The organism is Paenibacillus sp. E222 (assembly GCF_013401555.1).
Lineage (GTDB): Bacteria > Bacillota > Bacilli > Paenibacillales > Paenibacillaceae > Paenibacillus.
On the sequence record NZ_CP058552.1, the window covers coordinates 2778475 to 2798001 of the forward strand.

At 47.9% G+C, this 19527-nt stretch carries 15 protein-coding genes; 13 read left to right on the plus strand and 2 right to left on the minus strand.

Annotation, left to right across the window (positions count from 1 at the left end; translation table 11 throughout):
* Window positions 1-56 precede the first annotated feature (56 nt).
* From HW560_RS12425 to HW560_RS12480, 12 genes are all read left to right on the plus strand, one after another.
* Window positions 57-2234, plus strand: coding sequence for a RelA/SpoT family protein (locus HW560_RS12425; protein WP_024633048.1), 2178 nt, complete (start codon window positions 57-59; stop codon window positions 2232-2234).
* A gap of 12 nt (window positions 2235-2246) precedes the next feature.
* Complete coding sequence (dtd, locus tag HW560_RS12430) at window positions 2247-2708, plus strand: D-aminoacyl-tRNA deacylase (protein ID WP_090903972.1); 462 nt, start codon at window positions 2247-2249, stop codon at window positions 2706-2708.
* Between the two features lie 77 nt (window positions 2709-2785).
* Entirely contained in the window at window positions 2786-2953 is a 168-nt protein-coding gene (locus tag HW560_RS12435) for a hypothetical protein (protein ID WP_177185862.1), read from the plus strand.
* A 284-nt stretch (window positions 2954-3237) separates the two neighbouring features.
* Window positions 3238-3744 carry a type 1 glutamine amidotransferase domain-containing protein gene (locus HW560_RS12440; RefSeq protein ID WP_053779112.1) on the plus strand — a complete coding sequence of 169 codons (507 nt, stop codon included), beginning with the start codon at window positions 3238-3240 and terminating at the stop codon, window positions 3742-3744.
* Between the two features lie 114 nt (window positions 3745-3858).
* The gene (locus HW560_RS12445; protein WP_090903971.1) at window positions 3859-4305 is read left to right on the plus strand and encodes a hypothetical protein; all 447 of its coding nucleotides are present in this window, start codon (window positions 3859-3861) and stop codon (window positions 4303-4305) included.
* Window positions 4306-4920: 615 nt separating this feature from the next.
* On the plus strand, window positions 4921-6189 hold the full coding sequence (locus tag HW560_RS12450) for an SEC-C metal-binding domain-containing protein (RefSeq protein WP_090903970.1): 1269 nt from the start codon (window positions 4921-4923) through the stop codon (window positions 6187-6189).
* A 605-nt stretch (window positions 6190-6794) separates the two neighbouring features.
* A complete protein-coding gene (hisS, locus tag HW560_RS12455; RefSeq protein ID WP_090903969.1) occupies window positions 6795-8048 on the plus strand; it encodes a histidine--tRNA ligase in 1254 nt (417 codons plus the stop codon).
* Window positions 8049-8250: 202 nt separating this feature from the next.
* Window positions 8251-10029: an aspartate--tRNA ligase gene (aspS, locus tag HW560_RS12460; RefSeq protein ID WP_063567716.1), complete on the plus strand. Its 1779-nt coding sequence runs from the start codon at window positions 8251-8253 to the stop codon at window positions 10027-10029.
* A gap of 18 nt (window positions 10030-10047) precedes the next feature.
* Window positions 10048-10806, plus strand: a complete 759-nt coding sequence (locus HW560_RS12465) for a tRNA threonylcarbamoyladenosine dehydratase (protein ID WP_076287755.1) — start codon at window positions 10048-10050, stop codon at window positions 10804-10806.
* A gap of 333 nt (window positions 10807-11139) precedes the next feature.
* Window positions 11140-12438 (plus strand): NCS2 family permease, encoded by a 1299-nt coding sequence (locus tag HW560_RS12470; RefSeq protein WP_090903968.1) that lies wholly within the window; start codon window positions 11140-11142, stop codon window positions 12436-12438.
* Between the two features lie 70 nt (window positions 12439-12508).
* On the plus strand, window positions 12509-14302 hold the full coding sequence (locus HW560_RS12475) for an ABC transporter ATP-binding protein (RefSeq protein WP_110001993.1): 1794 nt from the start codon (window positions 12509-12511) through the stop codon (window positions 14300-14302).
* Between the two features lie 174 nt (window positions 14303-14476).
* Window positions 14477-16663, plus strand: a complete 2187-nt coding sequence (locus tag HW560_RS12480) for a HelD family protein (RefSeq protein ID WP_179263268.1) — start codon at window positions 14477-14479, stop codon at window positions 16661-16663.
* A gap of 133 nt (window positions 16664-16796) precedes the next feature.
* Here HW560_RS12480 and HW560_RS12485 read toward each other — a convergent pair whose 3' ends face one another.
* Window positions 16797-17699: a DMT family transporter gene (locus HW560_RS12485; RefSeq protein WP_090903965.1), complete on the minus strand. Its 903-nt coding sequence runs from the start codon at window positions 17697-17699 to the stop codon at window positions 16797-16799.
* A 28-nt stretch (window positions 17700-17727) separates the two neighbouring features.
* Window positions 17728-18468: an SDR family NAD(P)-dependent oxidoreductase gene (locus tag HW560_RS12490; RefSeq protein ID WP_179265791.1), complete on the minus strand. Its 741-nt coding sequence runs from the start codon at window positions 18466-18468 to the stop codon at window positions 17728-17730.
* Window positions 18469-18631: 163 nt separating this feature from the next.
* On the opposite strand from HW560_RS12490, the gene HW560_RS12495 reads away from it, so the two are divergent.
* Window positions 18632-19510 (plus strand): LysR family transcriptional regulator, encoded by an 879-nt coding sequence (locus HW560_RS12495; RefSeq protein ID WP_090903964.1) that lies wholly within the window; start codon window positions 18632-18634, stop codon window positions 19508-19510.
* The last annotated feature ends 17 nt before the right edge of the window (window positions 19511-19527 follow it).

Below are 19527 nucleotides of genomic sequence, written 5' to 3' on the forward strand. Positions count from 1 at the left end.
GTTGATATCATGTCACGGGTTCCATTTTGTATAGAAAGGACACGGAACAGATCAGAATGGGCATAGAGCAATTACTCGAGAAGGCCGGGGCATATATCAAAGAACCCGATCTGGTGCGCATACGTGAAGCTTACGAATTTGCTGATCAGGCCCACCATGGACAGACGCGAAAATCGGGAGAACCGTATATTCTGCATCCGCTTGCGGTTGCCGATATTGTTGTAAACATGCAGATGGACACCATCTCCATAATTGCAGCGCTTCTTCATGATGTAGTAGAAGATACTACGGTTTCACTTGAAGAAATCCGCAATCATTTCGGCAATACGTGTGCCATGCTTGTTGACGGCTTGACGAAGCTGGAACGTATTCAGTTCCGCTCCAAGGAAGAACAGCAGAACGAGAACTACCGCAAAATGTTCATCGCCATGGCGCAGGACATCCGTGTCATCGTGATCAAATTGGCTGACCGTCTGCATAATATGCGGACACTCAAGTTTCAGTCGGAAGAAAGCCAACGCCGGATTTCATACGAAACGTTGGAGATTTTCTGTCCGATTGCAAACCGTTTGGGTATCTCTGCAATCAAATGGGAAATGGAGGACATCGCCCTCCGTTATTTGAATCCGCAGCAATATTACCGAATTGCAAACTTGATGCACAAAAAGCGTGCAGAACGTGAGCAATATATTGATACGGTTATGGACGGTATTACCAGCAAGCTGGATGAGATGGGAATTCAGGCAGATCTGTCAGGACGTCCTAAGCACATCTACAGCGTGTTCAAAAAAATGACAACGAAAAACAAACAGTTTAACGAGATTTATGATCTGCTTGCGATTCGTATTATTGTGGATAACATCAAGGATTGTTATGCTACCCTCGGCATTATACACACGTTATGGAAACCGATGCCTGGACGTTTCAAGGACTATATCGCGATGCCGAAGGCGAACATGTATCAATCGCTGCATACCACGGTCGTAGGTCCGAATGGTGAACCGACCGAAGTCCAAATCCGGACGTGGGATATGCACCGCACTGCTGAATTCGGGATTGCTGCCCACTGGGCCTACAAGGAAGGCGCTGCGAACGGAAATAATTTTGAAGATAAAATTACGTTCTTCCGCGAGATCCTTGAACTTCAAAATGAAGCGCAGGATGCGTCTGAGTTTGTAGAATCGCTTAAAATGGATTTCTTCTCGGATCTGGTGTTTGTATTTACGCCAAAAGGTGAAGTTATCGAATTGCCGACTGGATCTGTTCCATTGGATTTTGCATATAGAATCCATACAGAGGTGGGTAATCGGACGATTGGTGCCAAAGTGAATGGTCGTATCGTTCCGCTCGATTATCATCTCAAGACGGGCGATATCATCGAAATTTTGACGTCCAAACATTCTTACGGACCGAGCCAGGACTGGCTTAAAATTGCTAAATCCTCTCACGCAAGAGCGAAGATCAAGCAATGGTTCAAGAAGGAACGGCGCGAAGAAAACGTTGAAAAAGGACGCGACAGTTGTGAACGTGAGCTCAAGCGTATGGGACTTGATCCATCTGCCTGGATGACGGACGACAAGTTGCAGGAAGCAGCCAAAAAGTATGCCTTCAATGATATTGAGGATATGCTCGCAGCTGTTGGATTCGGGGGCATTACGGCTGCACAGATCGTGACCAAAGCAACGGAGAAACTTCGCAAGGAGCAGGAAGAATCCAGCTTGCTTGAACTGAACTCCGAGATGCGTGAGCTGAAGCCAGCACCTGAACGCAAAAACCGCCCAACCAATGGCATTCGTGTCAAAGGTATAGACAATTTGCTTGTTCGTTTTGCACGCTGCTGTAACCCTGTACCAGGGGATGCTATTATCGGGTATGTTACACGTGGACGCGGGGTTTCGGTGCATCGCAGTGACTGTCCGAATATTCCGTCCAGTACGGATGGGGAAGAAGCAGCTCGCGTCATTGAAGTCGAGTGGGAAGAGAATATTGAAGCCAACTACAGCGTGGATATTGAGATTACGGGCCATGATCGCAATGGCTTGCTCAATGAAGTGCTTCAGGCTGTTTCGGAAAGTAAAACCAATATATCTGCCGTCACCGGACGTACAGATAAAAATAAATTAGCATTGGTGCACGTCACAATTCTGATTCGCAATACGGAGCATCTGCATTCGGTTGTGGAACGGATCAAACGGGTGAAAGATGTCTATTCTGTGCATCGGATTATGCAGTAAGGAGCCTGTAAGATGAGGGTGCTTGTACAACGCTGTAAAGAGGCTCAGGTGACCGTTGGAGACGAGCTGACTGGGAGAATTGAATCCGGTTTGATGTTGCTCGTGGGAATTACACATGAGGACACGGAGAAGGATGCCATCTATTTGGCAGACAAAATCGCTGGACTTCGAATCTTTGAGGATGAGCAGGAAAAGATGAATCTCAGTTTGATGGATGTGGGCGGGGCTGTATTATCTGTCTCACAATTTACATTGTACGGAGATTGTCGTAAAGGAAAACGCCCAAGCTTTGCAGCTGCAGCCAGACCTGAAGCGGCAGAATTATTGTACGAAACGTTTAATCAGCTGTTACGTGATAAAGGGATTCTGGTGGAAACCGGACGTTTCGGAGCGATGATGGATGTGACTTTCACGAATTGGGGACCGGTGACTTTAATGCTCGAAAGCCCTATTCGTCAAGAAACGCATGCATAATTGGTTGGGGAATAGGCCATAATGAGGGATAATTCGGCTCATTAACATAAGATGATCAAAGGAGTATCCCACCCATTATGCGCCAATCCGTCAAGGAAACACGTTCCCGACTAGAACCTCTGCTTCTGCCTGGAAACCTGTATGAGTCCCTGAAGCTTGCCCGCGCTGCTGCCGAGTGTGCAACAACGATTTGGGCCCTTCAGGATTTGGACAAAAGGGAGCAGAGCCGTCTTCCGCGTGACTGAGTGCTGACCATTTGGAATGAATGAAAAGTCTTGATTCGATCATCGAATCAAGACTTTTTTGTTATGGAGCTTATCTGGTGCTGAATCGGATCGTCTGATCAAAGTCAAAATAATACAGACTCGTCATGTTATAAACGGCTCTGGTTAGGGTAATAACAGAACGAGGCACGATGGCGTGCCAGGTTCAGTATTTATTACGGGCAATGAACAAGAAATGTACACCAACAATTTCTGCGAATACCCGATTTCAAGAAATTTCGAACACGGAAAGGAGAACATACGTTATGAGTAAAGTTGCTTTTTTATTGGCGAATGATTTTGAAGATTCGGAAATGCAGGTTCCATATGATGAGGTGAAAAAAGCCGGACACGACGTGGAAATTATCGGCTTGAAAGCAGGAGAGACGCTGAAAGGTAAAGGTGGTAAAGCCTCCTATACTTCGGACAAAGCGATCGCTGAGGTTTCGGCTTCAGATTACGACGCAGTTGTCATTCCAGGTGGATCTTCTCCTGAAAATTTGCGTACAGACGCACATATCCTGAAATTCGTAACGGAGATCAATAGTGCGAAGAAACCAATCGCTGCGATCTGTCACGGCCCGCAAATTCTGGCAAGTGCGAATTTGTTGAAAGGCCGTACGATTACATCCTATCCACCGCTCAAGGATGATATGGTGAACGCAGGGGCAGAATTCAAGGATCATGAAGCTGTAGTAGATGGAAATTATATTACATCCCGTACGCCTGCCGATGAACCGGCATTTGTCCGCGAGTTGTTAAAAGTCATTTAATGACTTGGGACGGGCCGTACGTGTTAATGAGATTAGGTTGAAGTTCGAAAGTCGAAGCTCAAAGCTTCTAAGTTTTCATTACCAAGCATTTATTCCGATAAAGGAGGGTTTGACATGACAAAACATATTCAGGCGTATTTTCGGACCGAGGACGAGGCGGAGGGAGCAAGAACCTCACTTCAGACGTTCCGTACAGAGCATTTGGAAGTAGGACAACTGGACAGTGCGGTTGGCAGAGACAAACGGATTATGGTGCCTCTGGTGCCTTATAACACAGCAGGTGGCGTAGGAACCAATGGAGCCATGGGTGTGGGTGCTGCCCCTGGGGTTCCTGCCAGTGAAAATGTAATCCCGGTCGTCAGCAATGTGGATCGCGATACCGAGCGAGGTTCACGAGATAATGTCAATGAGGATGGCGATCTACTGGATGCTGCGGATGTGTCCTCGGCTGACTATGACGATCTGCGTTATGTTTTGTCTGCCAAAGTAAGGGATGAGGATTATGAGGAAATCGTTCATAAACTTCGTTCCAACCAAGCTTATGTGGAAGAATTGAATTAATATGTAGAATCAAGCCCTTGCAGTGCCTGACTTTCATGTCAGGAACGTCTGCAGGGGCTTTTGTGATGTAGAAAATAATAAATTATAAAGCGCTATCATTTTTGTAATATTACTGTAATATTAGTTACATAAGCCTTTAACATAGCCCGTTTATAATAACACACATGACCCCCTTTTTTTATATATCCTTTGAGCCTGCACACCGTGTGCAGGTTTTTTTTTTGAGATGAGAATGTATATCTTTTGGGCGAAACTTACCCCGTATTTAAATTTTTGCTAGAATAGAGAAATGGACTTGAATATTTTAAAGCGAATTGTTTTCATAGTTGGGCTACATTGGACGGTAAATCAAGCTTCCAGTGATTGGACTCAGGCGAATCCAATCCTATGATAAAGAGTGTGAGGAATTCATAGCCAGAGTGATCGTCATATTCCAGATGAACATATACTCGCTGAACGACCCCGCCCTTATATAAGAGCGGGGCAACCGTTTCTGCTTGATGCTGGAAATTGTAAATTATATAGAATGCCTTGTAGGAGAAATGACACCTATAATGCTAAAGCAACAGTGTTCTCATGCAAATGGCTAGTGACAGATTTAAGGGGGAATTAGTTTTGAGTAAGGTTGGAAGAAATGATTTATGCCCGTGCGGAAGCGGGAAAAAATATAAGAAATGCTGTCTGGGCAAGGAGCCTTCTGCGGTAGAATCCATACTGGGGCTGATATCAACGGGGCAGCATGCCCAGGAAGCCTCGATTCAGCCTGAGAGCAAACTGACCTTGACCAAACTGAAAAAGATGGTGGAGCGCGAACTGAAATGGGAGCATCAGGCTCACGAACAGCTGGCCCTGCAGCTTATTGAGAACATGAGGGACCATTACGAGCGGGAGCTGATATTGGAAGCTCTGGTGCTATGGAATGGCTATTCTCGTCAGACCCGCCCTACTGTGAAGAAGACAGGCTCGTTCTGTGCCGCCATCGAGTATTTGCTGTCTGAGGAATACGGCTTCAATGTTTCGAAGGCTGAGCTGTCAGGTAAATATGAGGTAACGACATCAACGATTTCCCGAAAAGTTAAGGAGATGTTCGAGTACATCGAAGAATACGGCATGGGTGGCGAAACGGACGAGCTGATGATTCTGAACAGCCCAGGTACATCGAAGGACAAAGCGCAGGCTCTGCTACATAAGGCGATGGAAGCCAGTTCTTCCAAACGCAGAATACAGCTGGCGAAAATGGCACTGGAGATGTATTCTGACAGCTCTGATGCATATCGTATTCTGGCTGAGGAGTCGGACAATGAGCTTGATGCACGATCTTACCTCAAGGCCGGAATCGCTGCTGGCAAACGCGAACTGGGCGAACTGTTTTTTGAGAAGAACAAAGGGGACTTCTGGGGGCTTCATGAGACTCGTCCATATATCCGGATATGCAAAAGCTACGCCGAATCCTGCTGGTTTGGTGGAGATACCAAAGAAGCGGCACAAATCCTGGAGCATATTTTGGAGCTTAATACGGAAGACAATACCGGAGCGCGTTACCTGCTCGCTGCTGTGTATTTGTACAGCAACCAATTGGAGCAGGCAGAGCAACTGATGGAGAAGTATGGGAAAGGTGACGCCACAGCCGCCTTTGCCTATGACAAGATCATTCTGGAGTATAAGAGGAACGGAATCACCTCCCAGCTCAAAAGGCTGTACCGTGTGGCCCAGGGTGTGAACAAACATGTGCCTGATTATCTGCTGGGTTTGAAGCGGCTGCCACATAACCTCCCTGATTTTGTCGGAATGGGCAATTCCGACGAAGCGGTTGAATATGTCATTATACACTCCCGTCTATGGGCGAATGTGCCGGATCTGCTGAAGTGGATGCTGAAACAATAGAGAGATAAGAAAGCAATAGAAGTTGGAATTCATTGATGAATCCAGCTTCTATTAGCTTTGATTTCTATGGACTCCGCCTCCCGTACGGCGTGTGAATTTTTTTTTCTAATGCTATCTTTTTGTGTTAACCCTTGACTTTAGCACTGCGGTTCATTACAATCAGAAAATAAATTAACTTTAAACGTTATATAATAACATGTAATCATATAACTTGATGATTTGATGACGGGACCAAGTACTCCGTGCCCACATGAACAGAGAGGAATCCCCTGGCTGTAAGGATTCTCTTGATGAGCGGACGAATGACTTCCCCGAGAACAGACAGCGAACACATTAGATTTACATCTGATGGTCATTAGCTGGCCTGCGCAGGGCGTGCGTTATACGTAGAGCGGAATGATCTGTTTGATCGGATTGCCTGGAGCAATCTTAGATCATCACATGATCACCTGAACGGCGAAAGTGTCAGGGATTCCGGAATGTGGGTGGTACCACGGGTGAATGTGTAAACACAATCCCTCGTCCCTTTGTTTGCTGTGTATACAGCGACAGGGCGAGGGATTTTTTTGTTATACAGAGAAAAATAGATGCTGGAGGGATGAAAGATGGCTTTTCAAAAACCGACTGGAACGCAGGACTTGCTGCCTGGTGTTGTGGAAAAGTGGCAGTTCGTAGAGGAAAAAGCGCGTGATCTGTGCCGCCGTTTTAATTACCGCGAGATTCGCACACCGATCTTCGAACAGACTTCTTTATTTGTACGAGGCGTTGGGGAAACAACCGATATTGTTGAAAAAGAAATGTACACCTTCAATGATAAAGGGGACCGCAGCATGACCCTTCGTCCGGAGGGTACAGCGGGTGTTGTCCGCGCTTATGTGGAAAATAAAATCTATGGCGAACCAGATGTGAGCAAGCTCTATTACATCGGTCCGATGTTCCGGTACGAACGTCCGCAAGCAGGTCGCCAGCGGCAGTTCCACCAGTTCGGCGTAGAAGCTATCGGAGCCCTTGATCCAGCCATCGATGCTGAAGTCATTGCACTTGGGTATCAGCTGTGCGTAGAACTGGGACTGAAAGATGTCAAAGTCGAGATCAACTCGGTAGGTAACCCAACCAGCCGTGCAGAATATCGCGAAAAATTGCTTGGATTCCTAAGACCGATGAAGGACAGCCTGTGCAAGGACTGCCAATCCCGGATGGAACGTAATCCGCTGCGTGTGCTCGACTGCAAAGTCGATCAGGACAAATTCGTAGGGGCACCGTCCATACTGGATAGTCTGGATGAAGAATCATTGAACCACTTTGCCAAGCTGAAAGAGTATCTGGATGATTTTGGCGTAGATTACGCGGTGAACAATCGTCTGGTACGCGGCTTGGATTACTACACATTGACTGCTTTTGAACTGAAAGCCCAAGGTATTGGCGCAATTGATACAGTCGGCGGTGGCGGCAGATACAACGGCCTCGTTGGAGATATCGGTGGACCGGATCAGCCTGGTATTGGTTTCGGTATCGGTCTGGAGCGTATTCAACTGATTCTGGAGCACCAAAATATTGAGGTTACTACACTGGCTCCATTGGATGTGTACTTTGTTGCTTTGGGAGATGCTGCTGATCGTGAAGTGAACCGACTGTTGTTCAAACTCCGTCAATCCGGCCTGTCCGGTGAACGCGATTATCTCGGTCGCAAGATGAAAGCCCAGATGAAATCTGCTGACCGATTCAAAGCCCGTTACACTGCCATTCTGGGTGATGATGAACTGGAGCGCGGGGAAATTGCCCTGAAGTCCATGGATACAGGTGAACAACAAACCGTGAAGCTCGATGATCTGGTGTCAGCTGTACGCGGAAGTAAATAAGCACGAGTCTGAAACTGTAAAATAGCAACAATGGATCCGGCAAGATTACTGAGGTTCACCAATGTTTCCGATTAATCGGAAGTTGACGAGTCAGAGGTAACATGCCTTTTCGAAATAAAATCGTCTTCACGCAACCGCACTGTTGAAAAGCGGGCTCTGCCCGCCCATACAGAACGGAAATTCACATAAGAGGAGTTTGGTTATGAAAAGAAGTCATCATTGCGGCGCATTAACACCCGCACACATCGGTGAGACCGTAACATTGAACGGCTGGGTACAGACCCGCCGTGACCTGGGGGGCGTACTGTTTATCGATCTGCGTGACCGCAGCGGAATTGTACAAGTTGTTTTCAACCCGGCTTACTCTGGCGAAGCATTGCAAATCGCTGACAGAGTGCGGAGCGAGTATGTTATCGCGGTAACAGGTAAAGTCGTTAAACGTGACGAAGAGACTGTAAACAAAAACCTGCCTACAGGCGAAATCGAAGTGCAAATTACCGAGATTGAAGTACTGAACGCGGCCAAAACTCCTCCATTCTTCATCGAAGATGGTGTGGAAGTCGACGAGTCGCTTCGCTTGAAATATCGTTACCTGGACCTGCGTCGTCCGGAAATGTTTGAAACCTTGAAATTGCGTTCCAAAGCATCCAAAGTGTTCCGTGATTATCTGGATGGAGAAGAATTCGTTGAAGTAGAAACACCAATCCTGACCAAGAGCTCCCCGGAAGGTGCGCGTGATTATCTCGTACCAAGCCGTGTGCATGAAGGTGAATTCTTCGCCCTGCCGCAATCCCCGCAAATTTACAAACAATTGCTGATGGTCGGCGGACTTGAGCGTTACTATCAGATCGCTCGTTGTTTCCGTGATGAAGATTTGCGTGCGGACCGTCAACCGGAATTCACCCAAGTCGACATCGAGACTTCCTTCCTGCAACAGGATGACCTGCTGCCAATGATGGAAGAACTGATGGCCAAATTGCTGCGTGAAACGAAAGGCATTGAGCTGGAACTGCCTTTCCAACGGATTACGTATGCAGATGCAATGGGTAAATACGGTTCAGACAAACCGGATCTGCGTTTTGGCATGGAACTGGTTGAAATGAACGATATCGTAGCAAACAGTGGTGTGAAAGTATTTGCTTCTGTCATCGAAAAAGGTGGAGAAGTGAAAGTGCTGAACGCCAAAGGCTGTGGTACATGGAGCCGTAAAGAAATCGATGACCTCGGACCATTTGCTGCACGTTACGGTGCAAAAGGATTGGCGTGGATTCAAGTAAAAGATGGCGAGTTCAAAGGGCCAATCGTGAAGTTCTTTACGCCGGAAGAGATCGAAGCAGTCAAAGAACGTACTGGCGCTGAAGAAGGCGACTTGTTGCTCTTCTCTGCTGACACCAAAAAAGTGGTTGCAGATGTACTGGGCGCATTGCGTCTGAAAATCGGTCGTCAACTGGGCTTGATCGATGACAGCAAATTCAAATTTGCATGGGTTGTGGACTTCCCATTGCTCGGGTACGATGAAGATGCGAAACGTTATGTCGCAGAACACCATCCGTTCACACGTCCTAAAGATGAAGATGTACATCTTTTTGATACAGATCCGGGTGCCATTCGCGCTCAAGCCTATGACCTTGTTCTGAATGGTTATGAAGTAGGCGGCGGTTCGATGCGTATTTACAAACGTGATGTTCAGGAAAAAATGTTCGCTGCTCTGGGACTCTCTCCAGAAGTAGCCAACGAGAAATTCGGATATCTGCTCGAAGCGTTCGAATACGGAACGCCACCACACGGCGGAATCGCCTTTGGTCTCGACCGTCTAGTAATGCTGCTGGCAGGCCGCACGAATCTGCGTGAAACGATTGCCTTCCCGAAAACGGCAAGTGCAACGGATCTGCTCATGAATGCACCTTCTGAAGTGGATAACTCCCAATTGGAACAACTTCACATCCGCGTAGCCCGTAAACCGGTGGCGGAAAAGAAATAAAGGAGGCATCGATTCTCAATGCTCCATCAATTTTCAAGAACAGAACTGGCAATCGGACCTGAAGGTCTGAACGCTTTGAAAAATAGTACAGTAGCTGTGCTCGGCATCGGCGGCGTGGGCGGTATTGCAGTGGAAGCTCTCGCCCGTAGTGGTGTTGGGCGTATCATTCTGATTGATAAAGACGTGGTGGACATCACCAACATCAATCGTCAGATTCATGCTTTGACTACGACCGTTGGTCAGAAAAAAGCAGATCTGATGGTAGAGCGGGTGAAGCTCATCAATCCGGAGTGCGACGCGATTGCACTGAATATGTTTTACACGGAAGAAACGTATGAGGAATTGTTCAAATATGAGCTGGATTATGTGCTGGATGCTTCCGACACGATCATTTACAAAATCCATCTCATTAAGGAATGTTTGAAACGGAAGATTCCGGTCATTTCCAGCATGGGTGCGGCAAACAAAATGGACCCTACGAAATTCCAGGTTGCGGATATTTCGAAAACGACCATGGACCCGATTGCCCGAGTTGTCCGCACAAAACTGCGGAAAGAAGGCATCAAAAAAGGTGTGAAAGTGGTCTTCTCCACCGAAGAACCATTGAAACCTCGCGCAGATGTGACGCAAAAAATCGTTCCTGAGAATGCGCCGGAAATTCGCAAGGCGAAACAGCCACCAGCGAGTAACGCCTTTGTTCCTCCGGTAGCCGGACTGATCATGGTCAGTGTGGCCGTCAAGGAACTGATCGAAATTGCAGAGAACAAGCAGCAGTAATCTGCTGTGAATGGAAAAGCGTAGGTACCGACTAGGTACCTGCGCTTTTTTGCATGCGCGAAACCTTAACAAATGTCAGGGTTACGTGATGTACTTCAATCCCAAAACCGTGTATGATATGTGGTGCTGCGCGAAATGATGGTAAATACATAGAGAAATCGCAGCTATATAAGATTTACACAAGAACGAAGAGGACAGAAAAAACCTGGAGAAGCGAAGCGTGCGCCTAAAAGCTTTCTGAAAGAAAGCTACATCGGAAGGTTGTTCTGTCCGCGCAGTGGTAGAGTGTAAATACATTTGTTCGGCTTACATAGAGAGAGGGGAACGGAACGAATGAAACAAGGATGGATGACCAGACGTCTTGGCCTGGAGCCGGGGGACCAGTGGAAGAAAGAAATTGTGGCGGGGGCCATTTCTTATTTTGCCGTGGTCTATATCATAATGGTCAATGCAACAATTCTGGCCGATGCCGGAATGCCGCTGCAGGCGGCTATGGTGGGTACACTGCTGACGTCCATTGCAGGGTGTTTGCTGATGGCATTTGGCGGTAAGTCGCCGATTATCGTTGTACCTGGCATGGGCATCAATGCATTTTTCACGTATACACTCGTACATTCGATGAAATTGAGCTGGCAGGAAGCCTTGGCGGTTGTATCCGTCACCGGTGTGCTGTTTGCGGTCGTAGCCTTTACATCGTTATATAAAATAATTAGTGAGGCCATTCCGAAAAACCTGCAGCATGGCATTACGGTGGGGATTGGTTTGTTTCTGACGTTTATCGGTTTGCAAAAAAGCGGAATCGTCATCGCACACCAGACCACGTTTGTAGCGATCGGACATTTTAATGATCCTGGAGTGATCACTGCCTGTGTTACTCTTGTGATCGCCTTGATTTTATTTATACGCAATGTACAAGGCGGGCTCCTGATTAGTATTCTGGCGGGAACAGGACTAGCTTATGTGCTTGGTGCGGTAAAACCGGGTGATCCGGTGTCTGCCACAGCAGCATTGCATCAATACGGCGGTTTGTTTGCCCAGCTGTCCTTCGCAAATCTGGTGGATCTATCGTTCTGGATTGCTGTATTTTTGTTGTTGCTGATCGTTGTATTTGAAAACATCGGCCTGATCACAGCCCAAACCCATCTGATTGGTCGCCCCCAAAGATTTAAGGGCAGTTTGCGGGCGCTGTCGATCTCGAATATTTTTGCCGGAATTTTTGGCAGCAGTCCTACTGTAGCTGCGGCCGAGACAACAGCGGGCATAGCAGCAGGTGGACGTACAGGCTTGACTCCACTAGTTACCGCAGTGCTGTTTGGTGCAACGTTCTTCTTTATTCCACTATTGGGTTATATTCCGGACAGTGCTATTGCACCGATTTTGATCATTATTGGCGGCTTGATGGTACAAAGTGTGAAGGACATGGATTTCAGTGATTTCACGGAAGCTTTTCCGGCTTTTCTGATCATGGTCATGATTCCATTTACGTACAGCATCGTGGACGGGATGGCATTTGGATTCATTGCGTATCCGGTGGCGAAGCTGGCGGCGGGCCAGGGCAAACAGGTGCCTAAAGTCATGTATGGCATTGCCATCCTGTTTTTGGCCAATTTTGTGCTGCATGGGATATTGTAAAAGACAGGAAACGTAGTGTAAGTTCATACGTATGATCTCTGGTGAACAAGGGGAGAACGGGGGAACGGTAATGGAAGAGCAACAACAGGCAGGTCAAGCTGAATCGAAAATAGGAAAAAAAGGATTCAAGGATTTTGTGAAGCTGATTGCTGCGACAAATCCACCAAAGCTAATTCTGATCATTGCGTTGATCCTGACACTTATTCAGACGACAGCCGGACTGATTGTGCCATTGATGACCAAAGGCCTGATTGATGGGCTTACAATGTCTGCGCTGAACAAGTCCGTTATTTTCCTGCTGCTGGGGGCATTTGTTATTCAGGCCATCGCTTCAGGCATCAGCATCTATATGTTGAACTATGCAGGTCAACGGGTGGTTGCGACATTGCGAACGAAGCTGTGGAACAAGGTATTATCCCTACCGATGCCATATTTCGACCGGAATCGTACAGGGGATACGATGAGTCGAATTACGAATGATACAAGTCAGATTATGACGCTAATTGCGGATTATCTCGTCTCTTTTGTGTCCAATATCGTTGCGGTTGTGGGCGGGGTAGCGTTGCTTTTCTATCTGGATTGGGTTATGTCACTCATCATTTTGAGCCTAGTGCCGCTAACGCTGCTGATCCTGCTGCCTGTTGGTCGTAAAATGTACAAAATCTCCAAAAAGCAGCAGGACGAAATGGCAGGTCTTACTTCGGTGCTCAGCCAAGTCATTGGCGAGATTCGTTTGGTGAAAGCTTATGGAACGGAGAAACAGGAGGCGGAAGCAGGCGATTCCCGTATTGGGAAGATGTTTGCTTTTGGATTACAGGAAGCTCGGATTTTGGCGTTGATCGGTCCACTCTTTACGTTTGTCATGACGGCTGTGCTGGTTGTTATACTGGGTGTTGGCGGCATGCGGGTAGCTTCTGGATTGCTGTCTCCGGGTGAACTGGTTGCCTTCATTCTGTTGTTGTTCCAGGTGATTATGCCGATGGGACAATTTACGACACTGTATTCACGTCTGCAAAAGGTTGTCGGTGCGACAGAACGCATTCAGGCTATTCTGGCACATGAAGAAGAACCGCGCCATAGCACAGCAATTGCTCCCAAGGGCAATGAGACGATTACATTTAACAATCTCCATTTCTCATATGTAACAGGGGAAGAGGTACTGCATGGAATTAATCTGACCGTTCCTGCCCGTAAAGTGACCGCCATTGTGGGGCCAAGCGGCAGCGGGAAATCAACGCTGTTCTCCCTCTTGGAGCAGTTCTATCTTCCAGAGTCGGGCAGTATATCATATGGTGGACAAGCCATAACCGATTATTCATTAGCCTCTTGGCGAAGCAAGATTGGATATGTATCACAGGAGAGCCCTCTGATGGCGGGCACAATTAAGGAAAACATGACATACGGGCTGGGCCGTGAGGCGAGTATGGATGAAATTAGACAGGCGGCAGAAATGGCGTATTCCTCCGCTTTTATTGATAAACTGCCTCAGGGCTACGACACGGAAGTGGGAGAACGCGGGATCAAGCTCTCCGGTGGTCAACGCCAACGGATTGCCATTGCTCGTGCCCTGCTGCGCAGCCCGGATATTCTGTTGCTGGATGAAGCGACGTCCAGTCTGGACAGCACCTCCGAACATGAAGTGCAGCAAGCCCTGTCCAATCTGATGGAAGGACGAACAACGGTTGTTATTGCACACCGATTGTCCACCGTCGTCGACTCTGATCAGATTGTTGTTCTGGAACAGGGACATGTGACGGGAACGGGAACACATGCGGAGCTAATTAGCAACCACCCGGTATACCGTGAACTGGCACAGAAACAGTTTGTGGCACAGGATGGAAAGCCGGATTCGGAACCGGAATGATGTAAAAGGAAAACCGTTGTTCATCTGTTCTTTGCGAACAGGAACAGCGGTTTCTTTCATTTGGCTATCCAGGTTACTGTAGCTTTTTGTACATCAATATGATATAGTGGGTATCCTTTTGTGTCGTCAGTGTTGACTATGCAGAAAAACATATTCTTAGGAGGTAACTGAAACATGTCAGACAGCTTTCAAAGTGCCTATCAAGAAGAAGAGTACAGGTTAGAGCGAACGATGAAGGAAGTGGACAGTCAGCTGGAACGGCTGCGGAATATTCCGGTGTATACCGGCCACGACTTCACAGAGCAAGTGCTGGAGGCCGGACGTGAAGAGCGCCGCACCGCCTTGTCCAAGAGCGCGCAGCAACCCTATTTCGGACGCTTGGATTTCGAAGAACAGGGCAGTGGTGCACGGAAACCGCTGTATATTGGCAAAATCGGCGTAGACCGCGAAGAGGTGGGAGAGCATCCGCTCGTCATCGATTGGCGTGCTCCTGTCGCAAGCCTGTTTTACTCATTTACCGGAGGGGAAGCCTCCGCAACGTATGAAGCCCCGGAAGGACTCATTGAGGGCCTGGTTTATCTGAAACGAAACGTTGTCATTCGGCAGCGTATATTGGAACGTGTGGCAGATACGTACAATCGGGACAGTGACCAGCCAGCCGTATCGGATGAATTCCTCGTGTATCGATTGGGTGAGAACAAAGACAACAAACTCCGTGATATCGTATCTACCATTCAGGCGGAGCAGGATCAGATCATTCGTGCGGCGAGAAACACCGCATTGATCATTCAGGGTGTGGCCGGTTCGGGTAAAACAACCGTCGCACTGCATCGCCTCGCCTTTTTACTCTATCAGTATAAGGAGCAGGTATCTGCGGAGAAAATGGTTATTTTCGCACCTAACCATATGTTCCTGGATTACATATCGGATGTACTCCCGGAGCTCGGTGTAGGGGACATTCAGCAGCGTACATTCCCGGATTGGGCGATGAACCTGCTGGGGCTGGACCTACCTTTGGCAGACACGTCGGAGACATTGAACACCTGGTTTGAAACGCCGGATGCACGTCCTGAACTCAATGAGGATGTGCCAGGGCGCTACAAAGGATCGATCCGCTTCATGGAACTGATCCGGGAGTGGTTATCCGGGATGGAAGGAGAATCCGTACCTGATATGGACTTTAGTCCGTGGGATGGTGCAGTGCTCAGCAAAGCCGAGATTGAGAACTGGTTTGGGGAAGAGTACAAACATTATCCGCTGGCAAAACGAAAAGAGCGGGTTATGGCGCGTATTCATCGCTGGATTGAGATGGAACTCAAGAAACCTTGCCCGGAAGCCGTTCGTAAAGAGCGTAAAAAGAAAGCGGCAACCCGTGAGAAAGCCTATGCCAAAAAATGGCCTCAATATGAACCACTTACGCTGTACAAACAGCTGTTCAAGGTTGTTAAAGGCGGTTCGGTACCTGCCTCGCTTAGCGCGCTTATTCCCAAATTGGTGATGAAGCAAACGGCAGCAGATCTGAAGCAGGATATCATCCGTGAAGAGGATTTGCCTGCATTGGTGTACATTCATACCTTGGTTCACGATATTGAAGGCTCCGAGCGATTCGATCACGTTGTCATTGATGAAGCGCAGGACTTTTCTCCTTTTCATGTGGCGTTATTGGATCAGTTTGTCAAAGGGCATTCCTTCACCATACTGGGCGATCTGTCCCAAGGCATCCATGAGTACCGTGGTGTTCACGCGTGGGAAGAGATGAGTTCGCTGTTTCCTGAGGAACAGAATGCATACTTTGCATTGACGCGAAGTTATCGCTCGACGATGGAAATTATCGATTATGCCAATACGATTCTGGAGCGGGGCGTCAAGAGTGGCATTACGGCGATTCCTGTATTCCGGAGTGGTGATCCTGTACGGACATTGTCCTATGGGGTAGAAGGGCGCACAGCGAGCCTTGAACAGGCTCTGAAGCTCTTAACGGTCAAAGACTATCGTACAGTTTCCATTCTGACCCGTACCCTGCATGAAGCAAAGGAGCTTCACCGTAAACTTCAGGCAGCAGGCTGGGATCTGAACTTGATTGACGGCGGCAAAAAACAGTACACAGGCGGTCACTCCGTTTTACCTGTCTATTTGTCAAAAGGGCTGGAGTTTGATGCAGTAATCGTTGCGGACGCGGATGAGAAACACTATTTGCCCAATGCGGGTGATGCGAAGCTGTTATACGTTGGCTGTACACGGGCGTTGCACGAATTGTGGTTATTCCACGACGGCCAGCTGCCAGACTATGCTGCTGCAACCCACAATCCGGAAGGCGAGTCTGTTGCCATTCAGGGTTGGCCTGACAGCGAGGCAGAGTGAATCCTTGTTGTTGAACATAGCATTAATATAGAAAGGGCATGGCGCTGTTAAAACGCCATGCTCTTTCTGCGTTCTCATATGAGTTTTATTTTCGAGTGGCTCACCTCAAGTTTCGCTGTTGTTCTTCTACTGGTCAACTTGCAGGTGTGTGTTGGGGCGACCCCGGTTTATCCAAAACTGACTTATGACTGGCGGGATGGCGGTTAACCAGGAAAATGCCCAGACAGATCATTACCCCGCCTGCACCCACAATCCAGCCGACATGCTCTTCCAACAAGACGAAGCTCGACAGTAGTCCAAACAGCGGCGCCAGAAAAAGAAAGGAACTGGTTTTGGCCGGATCGGTGTTCTGCAGCAAATAAAACCAGAGGGTGAATTGAATGATGGAACAGAAAGTGGTCAGCCATACCAGGACAACGATGGATGTTGTATTTACGATAAAATGAGGCTGCTCTGTAAACACACTTAGTAGAAGCAGTACTGCCCCTCCAGCGAGCATTTGGTAAGCGGTAAGTACAAATGTATCATGAGCAGCTCCCCAACGTTTAATGAGCAACGTAGATACAGCAAAAGAGACAGCGCCGCCGAAGCCAATCCACGTTCCAGGACTCATACTCAGATGGAATCCAAAGGTTAACGCCACTCCGACCAATCCGAGCACCACACCGGTCCACTGGCTAAAACGATAGGACACTCCATATAGAGCAGCACTCAGGATGATGACAAGCAACGGATTCGTAAAGGTGATAATAGCAGACTCTCCCGAACTGATCCAGTTCATGCTGTAGTAGGCACAGCCCATCACTCCTGCCGACTGGAACAGACCGATTACGGCGACTTGCATCCACTGTTTCCACCCCACAGGCATGGGACGTTTTCTAATGATCCACGCTAGTAATGCTCCTGCCAATATATAGCGAAGTCCCATTAACAAAAAGGGAGGAGCATACATCATGCCGATTTTGCCTACGGGAAACGAGGTTCCCATGATAAGAGTTGTAACAAGGATCAGGAGTGTATATTTTAAAGGCTTCATCAGAATTCCTCCTTTTCGCTTCCCATGCTCATAACATCTGACCGCTATCTACTGTAATCAGTTGCCCGGTCATGGATGGTTGCTCCAACGCGGCGCATATCATATGTGCAATGTCTTCGCTTGCCGCTATTCGCTGCAACAATAATTCACCACCTAGACGATGCATCTGTTCTTCCTTTCCTGCCCACCAACGGGTCGCGACTGCACCCGGAATGATGGCGTTAACCCGAATATCAGGGGATAAAGCATGTGCCAAAGACTTCGTCAAACCGTGTACTGCTGCTTTGGATACTGCGTAAGGAAGGGAGGACCCGGATCCTGTGCTGCCAGCTATGCTGCCGAGGTTAACGATTGCGCCTTGACCTGCCTGCTGCATTCCTTTCGCTACAGCTCGTGCGCAGTAAAACATGCCTTTAACATTGACATCATATAGTTCATTCCATATGTCATCCGTTACGGCTTCCAGATCCTTCATTGGGATATGATGCGTAATGCTGGCGTTGTTTACGAGTGCTGTCACAGGGCCAACTTGATCAGTGATAGAGGCTATCATTTGACGAACCTCGACATCGGAAGCAACATTGGCCTGAACTGCAAAAGCATGACCTCCCGCATTCAAAATTTGTTGTACAGTCTCTTCGGCCTCATCCTGGGAACGGGAGTAATTGACGGCAACGGTTGCTCCACGACTAGCGAGCAGTATACTGGTAGCTCGGCCTATACCCGTACCGCCTCCGGTTACCAAAGCTACAGTGTTGGTCCAGTTCATCATCGTGAACACTCCTTAATTGAACTCAGCGAACAGGGAGTTGCTGTGTTCTGATCTACCCCGATTGTAGCTCGAAGCAGCTATACTGTATAATGATTGCTAATAGATTGGATATCATTTTAAATGATGCCTGGATGGATATAGCATAGTTGGGAGGTTTACAATGGAGAGCGGGGATTTAAGGATATTTCAATGTGTCGCACAAGAAGGGAATCTGACCCGAGCTGCGGAGCGCCTTGGTTACGTGCAGTCCAATGTGACAGCAAGGATACGACATCTGGAATCCGAAGTAGGGACACTGTTGTTTATCCGTCATAATCGGGGGATGACATTATCTCCAGCAGGGGAGATGCTGCTGACGTATGCGGATAAAATTGTAGGCCTGCTCGATGAGGCGGGTAAGGCGTTGAGTTCTACAAATGAACCTTCTGGACCACTGCGCATAGGCTCCACGCAGACTGCCGCAGCGGTACGTTTACCTGAGCTTTTTGCGAAATATTATAAACAGCATCCGGCTGTCTCCTTATCTTTGACTACAGGTAACTCCCAAGTGCTTATGGATCAGGTTATTGGGTATGAATTGGAAGGGGCATTTATCGGTTGTTCATGTGACCACCCCGACATTGCTGCTACTCCTGTATTCGACGAAGAACTATTCGTTGTCTCCTCCGGTATGGGACCGGAAGACGAGGAACTCACCAGTAAACCGATTCTGGTCTACAGCATGGGATGTTCGTATCGTCAGATTTTGGAGGAATGGTTATCGGTTAGCGGTGTAACCCGTCCGGTCATTATGGAATTTGGAACTCTTGAAGCGATTATTAGCGGGGTCACATCCGGCATGGGCATTTCATTGTTACCCGAGATCGTCATTCGGAACCAGATTGAAAATGGATTACTGCGAAAGCACACACTCCCGGTAGGCATGAATCGGATGATGACTCATTTTATTACGCGCAAGGATGCCTTTGTCAGCAGTGCGCTTGGCGCATTTATGGGTATGCTGCCGCGGGAGTATGATATGATAGAGAATAGCGATTAATCAGAAATTTATCAGGA

Excerpts from the sequence above, each read along its gene's own strand:
- HW560_RS12475 (WP_110001993.1), top strand. The coding sequence starts at position 12,509 with ATGGAAGAGCAACAACAGGCAGGTCAAGCTGAATCGAAAATAGGAAAA.
- HW560_RS12495 (WP_090903964.1), top strand. The coding sequence starts at position 18,632 with ATGGAGAGCGGGGATTTAAGGATATTTCAATGTGTCGCACAAGAAGGG.
- HW560_RS12485 (WP_090903965.1), bottom strand. The coding sequence starts at position 17,699 with ATGAAGCCTTTAAAATATACACTCCTGATCCTTGTTACAACTCTTATC.
- HW560_RS12465 (WP_076287755.1), top strand. The coding sequence starts at position 10,048 with ATGCTCCATCAATTTTCAAGAACAGAACTGGCAATCGGACCTGAAGGT.
- HW560_RS12480 (WP_179263268.1), top strand. The coding sequence starts at position 14,477 with ATGTCAGACAGCTTTCAAAGTGCCTATCAAGAAGAAGAGTACAGGTTA.
- aspS (WP_063567716.1), top strand. The coding sequence starts at position 8,251 with ATGAAAAGAAGTCATCATTGCGGCGCATTAACACCCGCACACATCGGT.
- HW560_RS12440 (WP_053779112.1), top strand. The coding sequence starts at position 3,238 with ATGAGTAAAGTTGCTTTTTTATTGGCGAATGATTTTGAAGATTCGGAA.
- dtd (WP_090903972.1), top strand. The coding sequence starts at position 2,247 with ATGAGGGTGCTTGTACAACGCTGTAAAGAGGCTCAGGTGACCGTTGGA.
- HW560_RS12490 (WP_179265791.1), bottom strand. The coding sequence starts at position 18,468 with ATGAACTGGACCAACACTGTAGCTTTGGTAACCGGAGGCGGTACGGGT.
- HW560_RS12445 (WP_090903971.1), top strand. The coding sequence starts at position 3,859 with ATGACAAAACATATTCAGGCGTATTTTCGGACCGAGGACGAGGCGGAG.
- hisS (WP_090903969.1), top strand. The coding sequence starts at position 6,795 with ATGGCTTTTCAAAAACCGACTGGAACGCAGGACTTGCTGCCTGGTGTT.
- HW560_RS12435 (WP_177185862.1), top strand. The coding sequence starts at position 2,786 with ATGCGCCAATCCGTCAAGGAAACACGTTCCCGACTAGAACCTCTGCTT.
- HW560_RS12470 (WP_090903968.1), top strand. The coding sequence starts at position 11,140 with ATGAAACAAGGATGGATGACCAGACGTCTTGGCCTGGAGCCGGGGGAC.
- HW560_RS12425 (WP_024633048.1), top strand. The coding sequence starts at position 57 with ATGGGCATAGAGCAATTACTCGAGAAGGCCGGGGCATATATCAAAGAA.